This is a genomic window from Serratia sp. root2 (assembly GCF_031931805.1).
GTDB lineage: Bacteria > Pseudomonadota > Gammaproteobacteria > Enterobacterales > Enterobacteriaceae > Serratia > Serratia inhibens.
In genome coordinates, this window is the sequence record NZ_JAUJXB010000004.1 from 138,890 (window position 1) to 155,832 (window position 16,943).

A 16,943-nucleotide genomic window follows, 5' to 3' on the forward strand; every position below is an offset into this window, starting at 1 on the left:
AGCCAACAATGCTGCAGCTTGAAAGGCGACGGGTAGATAAAATAATAACTGGAAGGTGAGCAAGCATGTCGAACAAACTGAAAGCATTGATGGCGTTGGCGCTGCTGGGTGCCAGTTCATTGGCGATCGCAGCCGATCTGGCCGATGATATGGACACTATCGCCGGCAATTACAAAACGGTGCTGAATACTGACTCAACGGATACTCTGAAGCAGAGCCTGCAGAACATGCGCGCCGCCGCGCTGGATGCGAAGCAATCCACGCCACCGAAGCTGGAGGATAAAGCGGCCGACAGCCCGGAGATAAAAGATTTTCAGCATGGGCTGGATACGCTTATCGGCCAGATAGACCAATCGCTGGCGTTGGCCAATCAGGGCAAGCTGGCCGAAGCCAAGCAGGTTGCACAGAGTTTCAAGCAAACTCGCGACGTTAACCACAAGAAGTTCCGCTAAGCCTTTTCGCGCCGTTCCGATCCCAGATAGCAGGACGGCGCCTGCCCCAACACGCGGCGAAACATGGTGGCAAAAGCCGCGCTGCTTTCATACCCCAACTCCAGAGCGACCTGCGTTACGCTGCTGCCTTCCGTCAACTGAGCCAGCGCCAGCACTACGCAGGCCCGTTGCCGCCATTGTGAAAATGACATACCCGTTTGCGCGCGAAAGAACCGGCTGAAGGTGCGGATGCTCATATACAGGCGCGTCGCCCATATCTGCGGCGAGTCGTGTGCATCCGGCTGGCGCAGGAACAGCTGGCATAACTCGCCCAATCGCCGATCGGCGGGCAGGGGGATGTGCAGCGGCAGGGATTGCAGTTGGGCAAGCTCATGCAGCAGCAGGAAAACCAGCGCCCCGTCCCGGCCGTCCGGATCGTACTCCAGCGGCATATCTACCGCCGCCATCAAGAGTTGGCGCATCAGCGGCGTAACGCTGACCACCTGACAAACCTGCGGCTGAGAGGCCAGCAGCGCGGCCGGTTCAATGTACAGGCTGCGGGTGGTGACGCCGACCATTCTCACTTCGTGCGGCATCTGCGGCGGCAACCACACCGCTCTCTGCGGCGGCACAATCCAGTTCCCCTGCCGGGTAAATACGTGCATTACGCCAGTGGCCCCATAGAGCAGCTGAGCGCGGCGGTGGCTGTGCATGGGCAGTAAATGGCCCGACGGGTAGTCGGTGCCGATGGCAATCACCGACCTTGGCACATTGTCGATGTCATCAATGCGTACGTTGCGCATAATCCTTATCACTGAGCAATTTGGCCGAAATGCAATGATAGTTGGCCTTTCATATAAAGCAAGCCACTGGTCATAGCTCTACTATCAGGGCAGAAAAATAACGCTGCTCTGGCAGCGAGGTATTTTATTTTTATTTAAACCCTCTTGAATTTAAACGCCGGGGCGGAGCGAGCTATCTCGCCTGCATCATACAAGAAGTTTATAAGGAATTATTTTATTCCAACACCTGAAGCAATAGTTCTTCTTTTAATGCTGTGACTATAAGGTGATATTTCATGTATAAGATCGGTGTGATTGGTGGTGGGGCGGCAGGTATTTCTTTCGCTTATAACTTTATCAAGAATAAGTCTGTTAATAATTGCAATAAGCATCTGTCCCTGAAGGTGTTTGACAAGCAGGGTTTCAATGGCGGTATGGCCTACAGCAGCGATTTTGACAGCCATATTTTAAATATGGCGCCAGAGAACATGTCGGCGGATATTTTTGACGGCGCACATTTTTCCGATTGGATCACGACGCATTTTCGGCGATACAGTAAAGACCGCTACCCACCCCGCTGGCTTTATAAAGAGTATCTCGATTTTATTCGCGACAGGGCGGTGCTTATGGCGGCTGATAGCAACGTCACGTTGAATTTCGTGACTGCCGAAGTTGAGGAGATAGGTTCGCATCCTGGAGGATATTGGCTGACAACGGCCTGTGGGGCCGCGGAGCAGATGAATGCGGTAGTGCTGTGCTCGGGGCATAATGAGCCGGCGAGCCTCTATCCGGTTGACGGGGTGATTGCCTATCAGGCCAATCGGGATCTTCCCGCCATCAACCCGGCATCGGCAGTCGGCGTGATTGGCTGCAGTCTGACGGCGATCGACGCCATCATTGAGCTGATCGAGCGGGTGGGGGCGAGCAATATTTCCGCCCTGTCGCGTTCCGGGTTGTTCCCCAGCGTACAGCCTGCTCTGATGCGCGCACCACCGTCAGAATTCAGGCAACGGCTGAGCCGCTTTGTCGCCGACAATCATTATATTGATGCGCACCAACTGGTTCATGTGATTAACGCGGCACTCGAGGAATATTACCCAGGGCAGGAGCGGATAACGGTGCTGTCTGCAATGGGGGCCGAAAGGGATTGCTATCGTGACCTGGCCGAAAGCCTTGATCGGGCACGCTTTGCCCGTGAGCATATCTGTAGCTATCTGGCAGCGATTCACCCGGCCGTATGTGAAGCCTGGGTAAAAATGGATGAAAACAACAGACAGATCTTTATGCGCTTCTATAATTCCTCCTGGATGCGCAATCGGCACGCCATGCCATTAAAAAATGCTTATAAAATTATTACGGCGCTAGAAAGCCAACGCCTGCGCGCTTTTGGTGGCGTGGTAAATATTGAGAAAGAGGGGCAGGGTTTTAAAACTATTTGCCACAATGTGGAAGTGTATAGCCAATATTTGCTTAATTGCACCACCCCTTCATATCAACTGAAGCCAAGTCGGCTAAATACAAAGATGCTGCAGGGAGGTCTGGTGCAGGAAAATATATTCGGCGGCGTAAAATGCAATCCATTTACGTTAAAAGTGTCGGATGAACAAGGTAAGGAGCAGGATCTTTATTCTCTTGGCGCACCTGCCAAAGGCGAGCTTTTTTATACGTCAGCGATGGAGTCCATTACCCGAGATATCAGCAAAATAGTTTTCAATAACAGTCTGTTTAATGTAAAGAAGGCGGAAGCATGAAGAACGTAGCGCTATTTGTTGGCAACGATATTTTTTCCTGGCTGGCATGTCAGGATGTTATTAGCGCCTTAAACAAGGAATGCTCCTTTACGGTTTACTTTCCACTGGCGAAAGCCGGCGGTCGTCAGCAGGAGCCGGAGGTTCGGCAGCTTGCCTTGTATGAGCGTGAAGTGCTGAATGACTTCGTTTTCCCCTTTGTCAGCAGAAATGCCGATACCTGCGAGGGCGCTTATCAAGCGCCACAGGTTTTCCTGGCCGGCGCAGGCGTCACGGCGCACCGTATTGCAGACATCAATGACGCCACGTTTATCAGCAGTCTGGGTAATATGGACGCGGTAGTCTCTTTGCGTTGCTACCAGAAGTTTTCCGCTGATTACGTCCGGGCCTTCAGCCAGCGCGGCAAGCTGCTGTGGAACCTGCACCCGGGCGACTTACCGCATTACCGTGGCGTGATGACGCTGTTTCGCGCCATGATGAACGGCGAGAAAAACGGCGCGTTGACGTTGCATGAGATGGATGAGCACTGGGATGCCGGGCCGGTGCTTGCCCGCTTGCCGGTCGAATTGCGTTACGAGCTGTCGTTTTTGGAAAACATGATGCTGGCGGGCATGCGGTCCGGTGCATTTTTAGCGGGGCAGCTAATGCGTGCGGGCGAACGCAAGTCTCTTGTTGTCGAGCGGCAGGGCAACTATCGGTATTGGGGATTTCCGGATGCGCTGACTCTGGCGCAGGCGGCGGAAGCCGGGATTGAGCTTATCGATCATGATGCCATTCGCCGGCATTATCTGGCGCTGTTTGTCGGCGACGAGTTCCATCCACTTGCCGGCCAGTTTTCTGCCGGTTTCGACGATTTCATCCGGGCACATAGCCATGATTGAAACGTTGATTGTTCTCGGTGCCGGTTTTATTACCGGCATCACCACCATTTTGTTTGGCTTTGGCGGCGGCTTTGTGGTGGTGCCCTTTGTCTATCATCTGGTGTCTTCCTCTGGCGAACAGCCGGGACAGGCGATGCATATCGCCGTAGCGACCTCGACGGCGGTGATGATCCTCAATTCGGGTTACGCCACCCTAACCAACTGGCGCAGCGGCAACCTGCTGCGTGAAACCATCATCCCGCTGATCTTTTTTATCAGCATTGGCGCGGCATTGGGCGCTTTTGCCTCGACGCTGTTGGCGGACAATGTGGTCAGGCTGCTGTTTGTGATTTATATGCTGGTGACGATTGCGGATTGCCTGTTCAGACAGGGATTTTTGGTCAAACCGGCACGCGCGGCGCTGTCAAAGATGACGTTGTGGGTCGGTGGCCCGCTGATTGGGGTGATAGCCACCCTGCTCGGGGTGGGGGGGAGCGTGATGACGGTGCCTTTATTGCGTCGGCATGGCTATGAAATGAAGCACTGCGTCAGCGCGGCCAATCCCTTGTCGATTCCGGTCGCTGTCATCGGCGCACTGATGTATATCGGTTTGGGCTGGCAGGAAATGAGCGGACCGCACTATCTTGGCTACGTTAATTTGACCATTCTTGGGCTGCTGGTGGCTGCCGGCATTGCAGGAATCGTCTTTGCCAAAAGGGCCTTGCCGAAGGTTAATGACAAGCTGCACGCCAGAGTTTACGTGCTGCTGCTGGTGGTGGTACTGATCGCCATCAGCCTGTAAGGCTCAGAAAGGGCGGCATGAACACCGCCCTGAATTACCGCTTAGCGGTGGTATTCACCCGCCGCTTCCGGCTGGTACAGCAGTTCCAGCACTTCGATCCGCGCTTCTTCACCGTTCGGCAACTGCCAGGTAATCTGGTTGCCTACATGCATGCCCAGCAGCGCTGCGCCCAGCGGCGCCATCACCGACAGCTGTTCGTGGCTGTCCTTCAGCGAGGCCGGGTACACCAGCGTGCGCACGTGCTCTTCTGCGGTATGCAGATCGCGAAAACGCACGCGGCTGTTCATGGTCACCACGTTGGCCGGGATTTGGGCCGGCGGCAGGATTTCGGCGCGATCCAGTTCGTCGTTCAGCGCGATGGCGACGTCGGTGTTGGCAAAGGCCGGTTGTTCCAATAGCGCATCCAGGCGTTCCGCATCCAGCTCATTAATAGTAATGGTTGGTTTGGTCATTCCACTCTCCAGTCAAATCAAAGGGCGCCCGTTTTCGCGCCCATAAATTCGGAAAAACAGCACAAAAGCAACGCCCCCGCGCCAGAGGAGCGGGGGCGTTGCAGATGTCGAATTGTCTTACCGATAGTAGGCGGTTAAGCGGTGAAAAGAAAGAGATCCCGATCACGAAGCTTTTCACCGCCCCAGGGAGAAAGGGAACCCCGTTGTGGCATTATCTTTTTGTAATTTAATTAAATTATCTTAATCGCGCTTATTTTGCGAAATGGATCCCTGCCAATCATTGAATTTCCACTTTAAACTGGAAAAAAAACGGCTACACAGAAATTCTCCCCGGGGTTAGGGTAAGACATCAAAGAAAGCGGGTAATACCCGTCGCCTTTCAAGCCGCAGCACTGTTGCCTGCAACTTGAAATTCATAGGGTATATTCAAATGATGCATTGTGCGACTTACGAATAATGTTGGAAGCAGGGGTATTGAAAAGTGAATGAAGGATCTGTTGCGATGGAAAAAAATGAAGGGTCTGACATCAGCGAGGCTGGGGCGATCACCGATCAGGTGCTGGCCGATATTACCGCTATGCTGAATGCAGAAGGCATTTATACCAATGCGGTGCAGCAACAGATGCTGGAATCGCATATTCGCGCCATGGTACTGCGTTCAATCACCGGCGAGCCATTGCCGGAAGTCGATAAATCGCTGTTTGACGAGATTTCAGAAGAGTCGATGAAAATGGCGGAGCGGGTGGTCGATACGTTTTCGACGTTACCTATCGAAGAAGCTTATTTGCTTTCTGTGCACTTTGAAGTGGCAAAAGATAATAACCAATAGCGTTTAACGCATTCATATCATCAGGAGAAAATACCATGGGTCAAATTACCGTAGTGATTGGCGATCGTTTGGGGAAAGGCCAGAAAGTCGGCCAGGGCATTGAAACAGCAGGCGGAAAAGCCATCGTTATCCCTGGCGTAGCGGCGGATATGAAGCTGGGTGACGTAATGAAAGCCGAAGGTGCGCAGTTGGGTATTTCCTTCTGCGGTAGCGGCGGCGCCGGGGCAATTACCGCGCAAACCAAATATGGCTACAAAGCAAAATACGGCATGCGCTCCATTGATGAAGGCGTGACGGCAATCAATGAAGGTTATACCGTGCTAGGTTTTGGCTTTATGGATAAAGAAGAACTGGGCCAAAGACTGGTGGAAGCTTACATCAAAAAACACGGCAATCCGTAATGAAAGAACAATATACCACATCGGTAAAGGTGGAGGGCAAAGGGGATAGCAAAGCGAAAGCTTTTGCTTCCGCTTTGGCTAATGTGCAGGGCACGGTATTAAAATCCACCAGCAATATTCTGCTGCGCATTGAACCCCAGGATGTCAGCATATTAAAAGCGGAAGAGAAAATAACAAAAGAGAAATTTCTTTTTTTCTTTTTACCGCGAGAAAGAAAAGTCTACACCGTGACTCTGGAAATAACCGTGAGCGTGACAATGATCAATACAGAAAAGGTTGTCTTCGTCACGAAATAAAAACGTTAGCATAAATCAAAGGGTATACTGATGTTTTTAATCATCTTATTTAAGTCGCTTATTATTGGCGGACTGGTGGGGGTTGGCGTAGGGGCCGGCGCTGCACGCATGTTCCATGCTCCGACGACGCAAGGCATGGGGGCTTTCCGCACCCTGGGCGAGCTGAACTCCTGCGAAGGCGATCCGGCATCCCACTTCTCATTCGGCCTGGGTTTCTTCTTCAACGCCTGGGCGTCTTCCGTGGCGGCGGGCGCCTTCACGCAGGACGTTGACCACCGCATCATCCCTCATTGGGGCGCAGCAGCCTTGATGGTCAAGAACCGCAACCTGGCGCAAACGCTGCACGACCCGAAAAAAATGGCCATCGCATGCGGCGTTATCGGCATGCTGGTGGTGGCGTTCCTCAATACCACCGCTTCCGCAGTGCCCGCTGCGTTGCAGGTTACCGCAATCAAAGTGCTGGTGCCGGCGGCCAACCTGCTGGTGAACACCGTGATGCCGGTGATCTTCTGGCTGGCGGCGATCGACGCCGGGCGTCGCTCAGGTTTCTGGGGCACCATTTTCGGCGGCCTGGCGCAGCTGATCATGGGTAACGCCGTACCGGGTTTGGTACTGGGTATCCTGATCGGTAAAGGCGTGGAAGAGAGCGGTTGGAACAAAATCACCAAGATCATGATGGCGGTGATCGTGCTGCTGTTCGTGCTGAGCGGTTTCTTCCGTGGCTTCGATATGAAAGTCCTCGAGTCCTTCAGCCTCGGCGTGCCGGGCTGGCTGGACACCATTCACAACACCCTGAGCGGTAAATAAGGAGCGGGATAATGGAAGAACAAACCCAAAAAGGCTTCTGGTACGCCGACTGGTCATTCCCGATTTTTGTCGGCCTGCTCTCGTCCGGCGTGTTCGCCGGGACGCACATGTACTACCTGTATGGCATCGGTGCGTTTAACGAAGTGGCCTTCGTTTCCATGCTCCGCGCCGGGATGGACACCGGTGTTTACGGTGCGGTGGCGGCATTCGGCGCCAGCTTCCTGTTTGCGCGCATCATTGAAGGTTCGCTGGTGGGTATCCTGGATATCGGCGGCGCGATCCAGACCGGTGTGGGGTTGGGCGTCCCGGCGCTGTTGCTGGGCGCGGGGATTGTCTTCCCGGTCGCCAATTTTGCCGCCTCGCTGGTGACCGGCCTGGTGATTGGCCTGGCGATTGGCTACCTGATTATTCTGGCGCGTAAATTTACCATCAACCAGAGCAACTCCACTTACGGCGCAGACGTGATGATGGGGGCAGGTAACTCCTCCGGCCGTTTCCTGGGGCCATTGATCATCCTGTCGGCGATGACCGCATCCATTCCGATTGGCATAGGTTCGCTGCTTGGCGCGCTGTTGTTCTATATCTGGGGCAAGCCAATCACGGGCGGAGCGATCCTTGGCGCAATGCTGTTAGGGGCCATTTTCCCGGTAGCCATTGCTTAATCACTGTTCCAGAGCTGTGTGAGAGTGGGGGCGGTGCGCCGCCCCCTGCTGGAAAAGGAGTAGCGCAGTATGTATGACTTAGTAATCCGACGCGCCAGGTTGGCGGATGACCGGTTGGTCGATCTGGCGGTTCAGGACGGCAAGATTGTCGTCGTTGGGCAGTTGGCCGATGACGTCAACGCCCGCAGGCAGCTGGATCTGGCGGGCAACTGCCGCCTGAGTGCCGGCTGGATAGACTCCCACGTGCATTGTTATCCCTCTTCGCCAATTTACTATGACGAACCGGATTTGGTTGGCGTAGCCAGCGGCGTGACCTCGGTCGTTGACGCCGGCAGCACCGGCACCGACGATGTTGACGAATTCTATGCTCTGACGCGCCGCGCCAAAACCAACGTGTTCGCTTTCCTGAATATCTCGCGTATCGGGCTATTACGCCAAAATGAGCTGGCCGATCTGGCGGACATCGACCCGCCGACGGTGAAAAAATCCATCGATGCGTACCCCGGTTTTATCATCGGCATCAAGGCGCGCATGAGCAGCAGCGTGGTGGGGCAAAATGGCATTGTGCCGCTGGTGCGCGCCAAGCAGATCCAGCAGGAAAACAACCGCTTGCCGCTGATGGTGCATATCGGCAATAACCCGCCGAATCTGGACGACATCGCCGATCTGCTGACCCGCGGCGATATTATTACCCACTGCTATAACGGCAAGCCGAACCGCATTCTGACCCCGGCGGGTACGCTGCGCGAGTCTATCCAGCGAGCGCTGAAACGCGGCGTGTTGCTCGACGTGGGCCACGGTACCGCCAGTTTCAGCTTTGACGTGGCGCGCCAGGCGATCGGGCTGGGCATTCTCCCGCACACCATCAGTTCCGATATCTACTGCCGCAACCGCATGGCCGGGCCGGTACACAGCCTGGCGACGGTGATGTCCAAATTCTTCAGCATCGGCCTGTCGCTGCCGCAGGTGATTGCCTGCGTGACGGAAAATGCCGCTTCGGCGCTGTACCTGACCAATAAAGGCCGGCTGGAGCCGGGTTATGACGCCGATTTCACCCTGTTCGATCTCCGTCAGGGGCCGCAGGTATTTGCCGACTCGGAAGGGCAATCGGTCGGCGGCGAACAGTTGTTGGTTCCGTTGGCTGCAGTGGTAGCCGGGGAAATTCTATTAACCGACGAAGGGAAAGCCCATCATGTCTTCGATTTATGAAAAATATAATTTAAAGCAGGTTATTAATACTTCCGGCCGCATGACTCTGCTCGGCGTGTCCACGCCGCGTCAGGACGTGATTGACGCCGTTGACTACGGCCTGAATCACTACTTTGAAATCAAGGATCTGGTTAACAAGACCGGCGCTTATATCGCCGAACTGTTGAATGTGGAAGATGCCGTGATCGTGTCCTGCGCCTCGGCGGGTATAGCCCAGTCGGTGGCGGCGGTGATCGTCAAAGACAACGCCAACCTGCTGGTGAACCTGCATTCGGCCCCGATCACCGTACCGCGCGAGATTGTGTTGCCGCGCGGTCACAACGTGAACTTCGGCGCCCCGGTCGACACCATGGTTGCCCTCGGCGGTGGCAAGGTGGTTGAGGCGGGTTATGCCAACGAATGCTCAGCGGAGCAGCTGGAGGCCTGCATCACGCCGCAAACGGCGGCGATCCTCTACATCAAATCGCACCACTGCGTGCAGAAAAGCATTCTTTCGGTCGAGCAAGCGGTGGTGGTGGCGCGTAAGCATAATCTGCCGCTGATCGTCGACGCCGCGGCAGAAGAAGACCTGATGTGCTACTACCAGATGGGGGCCGACCTGGTTATCTACAGCGGTGCCAAGGCCATCGAAGGCCCAACCAGCGGCCTGGTGGTGGGCAAGCGGCAATACGTTGAGTGGGTGAAGCTGCAATCCGGCGGTATTGGCCGGGCTATGAAAGTCGGCAAAGAGGGTATCCTCGGCCTGACGCAGGCGATTGAAAGCTACCTGAAGCTGGAAAAAACCACCGGTGAGCAGATGGTGGCACGAATGACGCCGTTTATCACCAACCTGAACTCGCTGACCGGTATCAGCGCCAAAACCGTCTGGGACAGCGCCGGCCGTGATATCGCCCGTGCTGAAATCACCTTTGACGAAGCGGTGCTGGGGCGCTCTACCACCGACATCGTCCAGGCGCTGAAAACCGGCGAGATCGCCATCTACTTCCGGGGTTATAAGGCCAATGAAGGCAAGATCGAAGTGGATGTGCGTAGCGTCGACGAGCAGCAACTGATGACCGTCTTTACCTGTATTAAAAATCTGTTCACGGAGAAACAAGCATGAAGCTGCAGCCAAATTATTATCGCGACCGTCTGTGCCTCAACGTACTGGCCGGCTCAAAAGACAATGCGCAGGCTATTTATGCGGCGGCGGAAGGGCATGTGCTGGTTGGCGTTCTCTCCAAGAACTATCCGGATGTCGACAGCGCGGTGGCGGATATGCAGCACTATGCGCAGCTGATCGAGAATGCGCTGTCGGTGGGCCTGGGGGCGGGCGATCCCAAACAATCCGCTATGGTCAGCCTGATCGCCCAGCGCGTTCAGCCGCAGCACGTCAATCAGGTGTTTACCGGCGTGGGCGCCAGCCGTGCGTTGTTAGGCCAGAGTGACAGCGTGGTGAACGGCCTGGTTTCTCCGACCGGTCGCGTCGGCTTTGTGAAGATCTCAACCGGCCCGCTGAGTGCTGCCGCGCCAGACGGCATCGTACCGGTCGAAACGGCCATCGCCCTGTTGAAAGATATGGGCGGCAGCTCCATCAAGTATTTCCCGATGGGCGGGTTGGCTTGTAAAGAAGAATACCAGTATGTGGCTAAAGCCTGCGCCGAGCATGATTTTATGCTGGAGCCGACTGGCGGTATCGATCTGGAAAACTTCGAACAGATCGTTGAGATCGCGTTGGCCGCCGGCGTGAAGCGGATTATTCCCCATATCTACAGTTCCATTATTGATTCTGCCACCGGTGATACCCGCCCGCAGGATGTGAAAACCCTGCTGGCGATGAGCAAAAAGCTGGTGGGCTAAGCGCAATACCCAAATTAATTGAAGCTGCAGCCAACAACGCTGCAGCTTCAAGTAAGAAAGGTATACCGGATGACGCAAGGCAGGGAGGCTACAGGTTTTGTCTTTACGGGCGCGGCATGCCGCGCCGTTACCTCTCTAAGGATAATTATGCGAAACTGGCAAACTTCCCCCTTACGTACTGCGTTAACTCTGGCGCTGCTGGCTATCGCCAGCCCGGCGCTGCATGCTGAGGATGCAATGAACTCCACGTCATCTCATTTTGCTTATATCGGTACTTACAACCCTAACGGCGAAGGCGTTTACCGGGTGCAGGTTGATCCGGCCAGCGGCGCGCTGAGCGCTAAAACGCTGGTCAGCAACCAGCCTAATCCGGCGCAGCTTACCCTGGATGCCCAGGGCCGGACACTGTATGTCGCCAGCGAAGTGGCCGATTTTAACGGCAGCAAGCACGGCGGTATCATCGCTTATCGCATCAACCCGGTTGATGGCGGGCTGACGCAGCTGAATCAGGTTGATTCGCAGGGCGCGGGGCCGGTTTATCTTTCCCTGACGCCGGACGGCCGCCATCTGCTGGTGGCGAACTACGTCAGCGGCTCCGTGGCGGTGTTCCCGGTTGAAAATGACGGTAAATTGGGTAACGCCAGTTCAGTGCAACAGGATCAGGGACCGGCAGGTGCGGGTAAACCTGCGGGGGCGGTGGCAGGCAGTTTTGCCGTCAGCGACCATAATGGCCCGCACGCGCATATGATCGCCAGCGATCCGAGCGGCAAGTTTGTGTTTTCTACCGATCTGGGGCTGGATCGCCTCTACCAGTGGCGCTTTGACGGCGCAAGCGGCCAACTGTCGCCGAACGATCCGCCGTGGATCGCCGCCTCTTCCGCCGGTGCCGGCCCGCGTCACTTCGTGTTCCATCCGGATGGCAAGACGGTGCTGTTGGTGAACGAAGAGGCTTCTACGCTGACCAGCTACCGTTTCGACAACCAAAAAGGTACTCTGAAACAGTTACATGCCGTCTCTTCGCTGCCAGCCGATTATAAGGGCACCAGCTTTGCCTCGGGGCTGCTCCTGAGCGAGGACGGGAAGAATCTGTACGTCGCCAACCGGCTGCATAACAGCATCGCGCAGTTTAGCGTAGGCGCCGACGGCGAACTGAAGCCGGTGGCGGAGATCTGGACGCGCGGTGACTATCCGCGGTCGTTGACGTTGAGCCCGGACGGGCATTATCTCTATGCGATGAATCAGCGCAGCGATAATGTCACCCGTTTCAGCCTGGACAAGGCCACCGGCAAACTCAGCTTTGTTGAAGGGTATACGCCGGTGGGCAGCCCCTCGCAAATGGTGTTCCTGCCGGTAGCGAAGTAACTCGTTGCCCGCCTGATTTCCCCTGGCGGGCACCTTAATTGACGGAAAGAGAATGGTACGATTTCCCTACCCGCGTTTGGCCTATCTGTTCGACGCTTTGCAGTCCGAAACTTTGCCGCAGGATGAGCTGGCGAAGCGCTTTGCGGTATCCACCCGTACCGTACGTGCCGACATCACCGCGTTGAACGATATTCTGGAAAAATACGGCGCTCGTTTTGTGCATAGCCGTGGGGCGGGCTATCGCCTGCAGGTGGACGATGCCGTGCTGTTCAGCGCTCTGCAGCACCGGGAGCGCAAAAAGCACGCTACGCCACGCAGTGCGCAGGAGCGGGTACACTATCTGCTGATTCGTTTTTTGACCTCAGCTTTTTCCCTGAAATTGGAAGATTTGGCCGATGAATGGTTTGTCAGCCGCGGAACGCTGCAAAACGACATGGCTGAGGTGAGAGAGCGCCTGGCGAACTACCAGTTAACCATTGAAACCAAACCGCGCTACGGCATGAAGCTGTTCGGCTCGGAGATGGCGATCCGCGCTTGCCTGACCGATCTGTTATTCCAACTGCATCTGGCCGATGCCGAAAACCCGTTGCTCAGCAATGAAATCCTGCTACAACCGCAGGTGGCGACTTTCGCCGGGCTGCTGCATCCGCTGCTGTCGCAATACGCCATCCGCCTGACGGACGAAGGTGAACAGTATTTGATTTTCTACTGTGCGGTGGCGCTACGGCGCATCAGCGATGGCTACCCGCTGTCTGACTTTGACGTTGAAGACGGCGATGACGCGGTGCGCAAGGTCTCCACCTGGCTGTCGGGGGAACTGCGCAAGGCCAGCGGCAAAGAGGTGTCGATGGCGGAAGAGGCTTATTTAAGGGTGAATATTGCCGCGCGCCGGGTACAGGACGTGCAACCGACCAAGATCAACGCCGACGACGAAGAAGCGCTGGTGGACTACATCCTGTCGTACATCAACGCACACTATAACTACAACCTGCAGGGTGACCGCCAACTGCGGGCCGATTTGCTCACCCATATCAAGACCATGATTACGCGGGTGAAATACCAGATTAATATTCCCAACCCGCTGTTGGCCAATATCAAACAACACTATCCGATGGCTTATGACGTGACGCTGGCGGCGGTATCGAGCTGGGGAAAATACACGCCTTATACCCTGAGCGAAAACGAAATCGGCTATCTGGTGCTGCATATAGGCGTTGGGCTGGAACGGCACTACAACATCGGTTACGAGCGTCATCCGCAGGTGATGCTGGTGTGCGATACCGGTAATTCAACGGTACGCATGATCCAGGCTCAGATTGCACGCAAGTATCCACAGCTGGTGATGACGCGCATTGTGTCGCTGCGCGATTATGAGGTGCTTACTCATATCGACGAAGATTTTGTCATTTCCAACGCGCGGGTCAGCGAAAAGAACAAGCCGGTGGTGGTGATGTCACCGTTTCCTACCGAATACCAGTTGGAACAGCTGGGTAAACTGGTGCTGGTGGATCGTACCAAGCCCTACATGCTGGAGAAGTTCTTCGACGCCGCGCATTTCAGGGTGGTGAACGAGCCGCTGACGCAGGCGGAGCTGTTCAGGAAAGTGTGCGTTCAACTGGAGCAGGAAGGGTATGTCGGGGACGATTTTTACCCATCGGTAGTGGAGCGCGAAGCTATAGTATCGACCATGCTGGGCGAGGGGATTGCATTGCCGCATTCGTTGGGATTGCTGGCGAAAAAAACCGTGGTGATGACGCTGTTGGCACCGCAGGGCGTGGTGTGGGGCGACGGTGAGATCGCCCACGTGATTTTCCTGCTGGCGATCAGCAAAAGCGACTATGAGGAGGCAATGGCGATTTACGATTTGTTCGTCACCTTTGTTCGCGAACGTTCGATGAGCCGTCTGTTGGGCAGCGATAATTTCGACAGCTTCAAGGCGGTGGCGCTGGACTGTTTGAGCCGGATTTAAGCCGTGTGAGCACCCCAAGGGCGAATATAGTCGTGGGTGGATTTACAGGGAGTTGACGCAGTATCTGGAATCCGGCCCACAAAGCTGCATGAAGCCTTTATATTGCCGAGGGCAACATGGCATGGGTTACGGTGGGTATTAACGCGCCACGAAAGGCGCGTTTATCAGTTCGTTACAGGTTAAGACTAGTCTTCATCAAACCCGGAATTAATCAGTTCAATCACCGCATTCAGCGCTTTCACCTCATCCGGGCCGGTGGCTTCCACTTCGATGTGCCGCCCCTGTGCGGAATCCAGCATCAGCAGCGCAATCACGCTGCTGGCTTCGGCCTCGGTGCCGCTGTCGTTACGCAGCATCACTTCGGCGTCAAAACTCTGCACCAGCTCGAACAGTTTCATCGCCGGACGAGCGTGCATACCGAGTTTGTTTTTGATTTCAACCGTTTGCTTGACCGTCATTGTTTACGTTTTTCCAGCGTCCGGTGGCGCGATTGCACGTTCTTGCCGCGTGAGCGGAAGTAGTCGGCCAGTTGTTCGGCTACGTAGACGGAACGGTGTTTACCGCCGGTACAGCCAATCGCCACCGTCAGGTAGCTGCGGTTGTTGGTTTCCAGCATCGGCAGCCACTGTTCCAGATAGCTGCGCGTCTGGTAGATAAAGTTGTGCACTTCAGTGTGACGATCGAGGAACGAGGCGACCGGTTTATCCAGGCCGGTCATCGGGCGCAGTTTCGGGTCCCAGTGCGGGTTCGGCAGGAAGCGTACGTCGAATACGTAATCGGCGTCGATCGGGATGCCGTGCTTAAAGCCGAAGGATTCGAACACCATGGTCAGTTCGCGCTCGCGTTTACCCAGCAGGCGGGTACGCAGCATTTCGGCCAGCTCATGCACCGACATTTCCGACGTGTCGATGAGCAGGTCGGCCCTTGAACGCAACGGCTCAAGCAGGTCGCTCTCTTCATCGATCGCGCTTTCCAGCGACAGGTTCTTGGTGGAGAGCGGATGCAGGCGGCGGGTATCACTGTAGCGGCGAATCAGGGTATTGCGGTCGGCGTCGAGGAACAGCAACTGCGGCGAAAAGCAGTCCGGCAATTGGGTCATCGCATATTCAAACACTTCCGGCGATTCCGGCATGTTACGCACGTCGATGCTTACCGCTGCGGAGATGTTGCGTTCCGCCAGCGTATTGGCAAGCTGCGGCAGCAGTACCACGGGCAGGTTATCAACGCAGTAAAAACCCATGTCTTCCAGCGCCCTCAAGGCGACGGATTTCCCTGAACCGGAACGGCCGCTGACAATCATCAGCACCATGTGGCAACTCCCCCTGGCATCTCAGTGGCGTTCACCGCCACCGTTAGAAACTTTATTATTCCGGCCTGAGCCGGAACCCATCGTAGCTAAACAGTATCGTTATCCCGGCTGGAAGTCACGCCAGCCGGGCGTTACTCGGTGATGATCTGGTAAAGCTCTTCGTCACTTTGCGCCGAGCGCAGGCGGCGGCATACGGTTTTGTCGGCCAGGCGCTTGGCGACCAGCGACAGGGTATGCAAATGGGTTTTACATTGGTCGGCCGGCACCAGCAAGGCGAACAGCAAATCGACAGGCTGGTTGTCAATGGCGTCAAAGGCAATAGGTTGGTCGAGACGGATAAACACGCCAACGGCCCGCAGTGTGTCCTCTTCCAGTTTGCCATGGGGAATGGCGATACCGTTGCCGATACCGGTACTGCCCATGCGCTCCCGGGTGAGAACTGCGTCAAACACCACCTGCGACGGCAGGTTGAGCTGTTTTGCAGCCAGTTCGCTGATAATCTCCAAAGCCCGTTTCTTGCTGGTGCAGTGTACCGAGCTTTTGGTGCACTCGATGTTTAACACCGAGCTTAATTGCATTGTTTCGTTGTTCATCTCATCTTCACTTAAAACCACACCATCAAGTTGCCTTGTGAGGTGATTTTTCGCCTTGTTTAACCCTGATGGCTTATCGGCGCGGTACCCATACCCGTCATACTTGACGCTGCCTCTGTGTTGGCTGAGTCTACTTACCCGAATCACTTACCTGTGTAAGCTCGCGGGATAAGCGCTCATGCCACCTCGATGCAACGCCAATTATCCAGGGTAATACAGGTAACGCGCCGACGACCTGGGCTATGTTTGAGCCGTGCCCGCGGACGGAGACGGCCCAGAATGTCAGTGTTGTTTCAGTTTGTCTTTATGTTTGTTCAATTGACGCGCCAGTTTGTCGATCAGGGTGTCAATTGCGGCATACATGTTCTCGTCTTCCGAGGTGGCATGCAACTCGCCTCCATTCACGTGCACCGTCGCTTCCGCAATCTGCTGCACTTTTTCCACGCTAAGCACGACATACACCTGATTTATGCGGTCAAAATACTGTTCGAGCTTGGCGAACTTGGTGTTCACGAACTCGCGCAATGGTTCGGTGATTTCGATGTGGTGTCCGGTAATGTTGAGCTGCATAGTGTCTTCCTTCTCTATTGAG

At 55.3% G+C, this 16,943-nt stretch carries 20 protein-coding genes; 14 read left to right on the forward strand and 6 right to left on the reverse strand.

The annotated features are described in order from the left end of the window. Positions 1-65: 65 nt before the first annotated feature. Positions 66-452 carry a cytochrome b562 gene (gene cybC, locus QZQ97_RS18470; RefSeq protein WP_311994636.1) on the forward strand — a complete coding sequence of 129 codons (387 nt, stop codon included), beginning with the start codon at positions 66-68 and terminating at the stop codon, positions 450-452. On the opposite strand, the gene QZQ97_RS18475 is transcribed toward cybC, so the two are convergent. Beyond that, a complete protein-coding gene (locus QZQ97_RS18475; protein ID WP_311994637.1) occupies positions 449-1,234 on the reverse strand; it encodes an AraC family transcriptional regulator in 786 nt (261 codons plus the stop codon). The two genes, cybC and QZQ97_RS18475, sit on opposite strands and share 4 nt — an antisense overlap. A 275-nt stretch (positions 1,235-1,509) precedes the next feature. Between QZQ97_RS18475 and QZQ97_RS18480 the strand changes: the two genes are divergently transcribed. Genes QZQ97_RS18480 through QZQ97_RS18490 form a run of 3 tightly spaced genes read left to right on the forward strand, consistent with a single transcriptional unit; the run spans position 1,510 to position 4,623 of the window. Next, on the forward strand, positions 1,510-2,964 hold the full coding sequence (locus QZQ97_RS18480) for an FAD/NAD(P)-binding protein (RefSeq protein WP_311994638.1): 1,455 nt from the start codon (positions 1,510-1,512) through the stop codon (positions 2,962-2,964). Then, entirely contained in the window at positions 2,961-3,842 is an 882-nt protein-coding gene (locus tag QZQ97_RS18485) for a formyltransferase family protein (protein WP_311994639.1), read from the forward strand. The genes QZQ97_RS18480 and QZQ97_RS18485 overlap by 4 nt, the downstream gene beginning before the upstream one ends. Further along, positions 3,835-4,623 carry a sulfite exporter TauE/SafE family protein gene (locus QZQ97_RS18490; protein ID WP_311994640.1) on the forward strand — a complete coding sequence of 263 codons (789 nt, stop codon included), beginning with the start codon at positions 3,835-3,837 and terminating at the stop codon, positions 4,621-4,623. The genes QZQ97_RS18485 and QZQ97_RS18490 overlap by 8 nt, the downstream gene beginning before the upstream one ends. A 41-nt stretch (positions 4,624-4,664) precedes the next feature. Here QZQ97_RS18490 and rnk read toward each other — a convergent pair whose 3' ends face one another. Further along, complete coding sequence (rnk, locus tag QZQ97_RS18495; protein ID WP_004948590.1) at positions 4,665-5,075, reverse strand: nucleoside diphosphate kinase regulator; 411 nt, start codon at positions 5,073-5,075, stop codon at positions 4,665-4,667. A gap of 502 nt (positions 5,076-5,577) precedes the next feature. Between rnk and QZQ97_RS18500 the strand changes: the two genes are divergently transcribed. The 10 genes from QZQ97_RS18500 (at position 5,578) to QZQ97_RS18545 (ending at position 14,449) form a co-directional block, all read left to right on the forward strand. After that, on the forward strand, positions 5,578-5,904 hold the full coding sequence (locus QZQ97_RS18500; RefSeq protein WP_442995296.1) for a glycine dehydrogenase: 327 nt from the start codon (positions 5,578-5,580) through the stop codon (positions 5,902-5,904). 35 nt (positions 5,905-5,939) lie between these two features. Then, positions 5,940-6,305 carry a glycine-rich SFCGS family protein gene (locus QZQ97_RS18505; protein ID WP_006317119.1) on the forward strand — a complete coding sequence of 122 codons (366 nt, stop codon included), beginning with the start codon at positions 5,940-5,942 and terminating at the stop codon, positions 6,303-6,305. Further along, positions 6,305-6,601 carry a DUF4312 family protein gene (locus QZQ97_RS18510; RefSeq protein ID WP_311994642.1) on the forward strand — a complete coding sequence of 99 codons (297 nt, stop codon included), beginning with the start codon at positions 6,305-6,307 and terminating at the stop codon, positions 6,599-6,601. Before QZQ97_RS18505 ends, QZQ97_RS18510 begins: the two co-directional genes overlap by 1 nt. A 30-nt stretch (positions 6,602-6,631) precedes the next feature. Beyond that, positions 6,632-7,408 carry a DUF4311 domain-containing protein gene (locus QZQ97_RS18515; protein ID WP_006317117.1) on the forward strand — a complete coding sequence of 259 codons (777 nt, stop codon included), beginning with the start codon at positions 6,632-6,634 and terminating at the stop codon, positions 7,406-7,408. An 11-nt stretch (positions 7,409-7,419) separates the two neighbouring features. Further along, entirely contained in the window at positions 7,420-8,070 is a 651-nt protein-coding gene (locus QZQ97_RS18520) for a DUF4310 family protein (RefSeq protein ID WP_311994643.1), read from the forward strand. A gap of 69 nt (positions 8,071-8,139) precedes the next feature. Then, positions 8,140-9,279, forward strand: a complete 1,140-nt coding sequence (locus QZQ97_RS18525) for an amidohydrolase/deacetylase family metallohydrolase (protein ID WP_311994644.1) — start codon at positions 8,140-8,142, stop codon at positions 9,277-9,279. Beyond that, a complete protein-coding gene (locus QZQ97_RS18530; protein ID WP_311994645.1) occupies positions 9,263-10,381 on the forward strand; it encodes a DgaE family pyridoxal phosphate-dependent ammonia lyase in 1,119 nt (372 codons plus the stop codon). Before QZQ97_RS18525 ends, QZQ97_RS18530 begins: the two co-directional genes overlap by 17 nt. Next, positions 10,378-11,118 (forward strand): 2-dehydro-3-deoxy-phosphogluconate aldolase, encoded by a 741-nt coding sequence (gene dagF / locus QZQ97_RS18535; protein ID WP_311994646.1) that lies wholly within the window; start codon positions 10,378-10,380, stop codon positions 11,116-11,118. The genes QZQ97_RS18530 and dagF overlap by 4 nt, the downstream gene beginning before the upstream one ends. A gap of 147 nt (positions 11,119-11,265) precedes the next feature. After that, entirely contained in the window at positions 11,266-12,480 is a 1,215-nt protein-coding gene (locus QZQ97_RS18540) for a lactonase family protein (protein WP_311994647.1), read from the forward strand. 52 nt (positions 12,481-12,532) lie between these two features. Then, complete coding sequence (locus tag QZQ97_RS18545) at positions 12,533-14,449, forward strand: BglG family transcription antiterminator (protein WP_311994648.1); 1,917 nt, start codon at positions 12,533-12,535, stop codon at positions 14,447-14,449. Between the two features lie 185 nt (positions 14,450-14,634). On the opposite strand, the gene npr is transcribed toward QZQ97_RS18545, so the two are convergent. The 4 genes from npr to hpf form a co-directional block, all read right to left on the reverse strand. Further along, positions 14,635-14,907 (reverse strand): PTS phosphocarrier protein NPr, encoded by a 273-nt coding sequence (gene npr, locus QZQ97_RS18550; protein ID WP_004948556.1) that lies wholly within the window; start codon positions 14,905-14,907, stop codon positions 14,635-14,637. Continuing rightward, positions 14,904-15,758, reverse strand: a complete 855-nt coding sequence (gene rapZ, locus QZQ97_RS18555) for an RNase adapter RapZ (protein WP_004948553.1) — start codon at positions 15,756-15,758, stop codon at positions 14,904-14,906. Before rapZ ends, npr begins: the two co-directional genes overlap by 4 nt. A 131-nt stretch (positions 15,759-15,889) precedes the next feature. Continuing rightward, entirely contained in the window at positions 15,890-16,351 is a 462-nt protein-coding gene (gene ptsN, locus QZQ97_RS18560) for a PTS IIA-like nitrogen regulatory protein PtsN (protein WP_004948550.1), read from the reverse strand. Positions 16,352-16,633: 282 nt separating this feature from the next. Continuing rightward, positions 16,634-16,921, reverse strand: a complete 288-nt coding sequence (gene hpf / locus QZQ97_RS18565; RefSeq protein WP_004948547.1) for a ribosome hibernation promoting factor — start codon at positions 16,919-16,921, stop codon at positions 16,634-16,636. Positions 16,922-16,943: the final 22 nt, after the last annotated feature.

What these genes read in the sequence shown, in the direction of transcription:
- cybC (WP_311994636.1), top strand. Translation starts at nt 66, where the DNA reads ATGTCGAACAAACTGAAAGCATTGATGGCGTTGGCGCTGCTGGGTGCC.
- QZQ97_RS18475 (WP_311994637.1), bottom strand. Translation starts at nt 1,234, where the DNA reads ATGCGCAACGTACGCATTGATGACATCGACAATGTGCCAAGGTCGGTG.
- QZQ97_RS18480 (WP_311994638.1), top strand. Translation starts at nt 1,510, where the DNA reads ATGTATAAGATCGGTGTGATTGGTGGTGGGGCGGCAGGTATTTCTTTC.
- QZQ97_RS18485 (WP_311994639.1), top strand. Translation starts at nt 2,961, where the DNA reads ATGAAGAACGTAGCGCTATTTGTTGGCAACGATATTTTTTCCTGGCTG.
- QZQ97_RS18490 (WP_311994640.1), top strand. Translation starts at nt 3,835, where the DNA reads ATGATTGAAACGTTGATTGTTCTCGGTGCCGGTTTTATTACCGGCATC.
- rnk (WP_004948590.1), bottom strand. Translation starts at nt 5,075, where the DNA reads ATGACCAAACCAACCATTACTATTAATGAGCTGGATGCGGAACGCCTG.
- QZQ97_RS18500 (WP_442995296.1), top strand. Translation starts at nt 5,578, where the DNA reads ATGGAAAAAAATGAAGGGTCTGACATCAGCGAGGCTGGGGCGATCACC.
- QZQ97_RS18505 (WP_006317119.1), top strand. Translation starts at nt 5,940, where the DNA reads ATGGGTCAAATTACCGTAGTGATTGGCGATCGTTTGGGGAAAGGCCAG.
- QZQ97_RS18510 (WP_311994642.1), top strand. Translation starts at nt 6,305, where the DNA reads ATGAAAGAACAATATACCACATCGGTAAAGGTGGAGGGCAAAGGGGAT.
- QZQ97_RS18515 (WP_006317117.1), top strand. Translation starts at nt 6,632, where the DNA reads ATGTTTTTAATCATCTTATTTAAGTCGCTTATTATTGGCGGACTGGTG.
- QZQ97_RS18520 (WP_311994643.1), top strand. Translation starts at nt 7,420, where the DNA reads ATGGAAGAACAAACCCAAAAAGGCTTCTGGTACGCCGACTGGTCATTC.
- QZQ97_RS18525 (WP_311994644.1), top strand. Translation starts at nt 8,140, where the DNA reads ATGTATGACTTAGTAATCCGACGCGCCAGGTTGGCGGATGACCGGTTG.
- QZQ97_RS18530 (WP_311994645.1), top strand. Translation starts at nt 9,263, where the DNA reads ATGTCTTCGATTTATGAAAAATATAATTTAAAGCAGGTTATTAATACT.
- dagF (WP_311994646.1), top strand. Translation starts at nt 10,378, where the DNA reads ATGAAGCTGCAGCCAAATTATTATCGCGACCGTCTGTGCCTCAACGTA.
- QZQ97_RS18540 (WP_311994647.1), top strand. Translation starts at nt 11,266, where the DNA reads ATGCGAAACTGGCAAACTTCCCCCTTACGTACTGCGTTAACTCTGGCG.
- QZQ97_RS18545 (WP_311994648.1), top strand. Translation starts at nt 12,533, where the DNA reads ATGGTACGATTTCCCTACCCGCGTTTGGCCTATCTGTTCGACGCTTTG.
- npr (WP_004948556.1), bottom strand. Translation starts at nt 14,907, where the DNA reads ATGACGGTCAAGCAAACGGTTGAAATCAAAAACAAACTCGGTATGCAC.
- rapZ (WP_004948553.1), bottom strand. Translation starts at nt 15,758, where the DNA reads ATGGTGCTGATGATTGTCAGCGGCCGTTCCGGTTCAGGGAAATCCGTC.
- ptsN (WP_004948550.1), bottom strand. Translation starts at nt 16,351, where the DNA reads ATGAACAACGAAACAATGCAATTAAGCTCGGTGTTAAACATCGAGTGC.
- hpf (WP_004948547.1), bottom strand. Translation starts at nt 16,921, where the DNA reads ATGCAGCTCAACATTACCGGACACCACATCGAAATCACCGAACCATTG.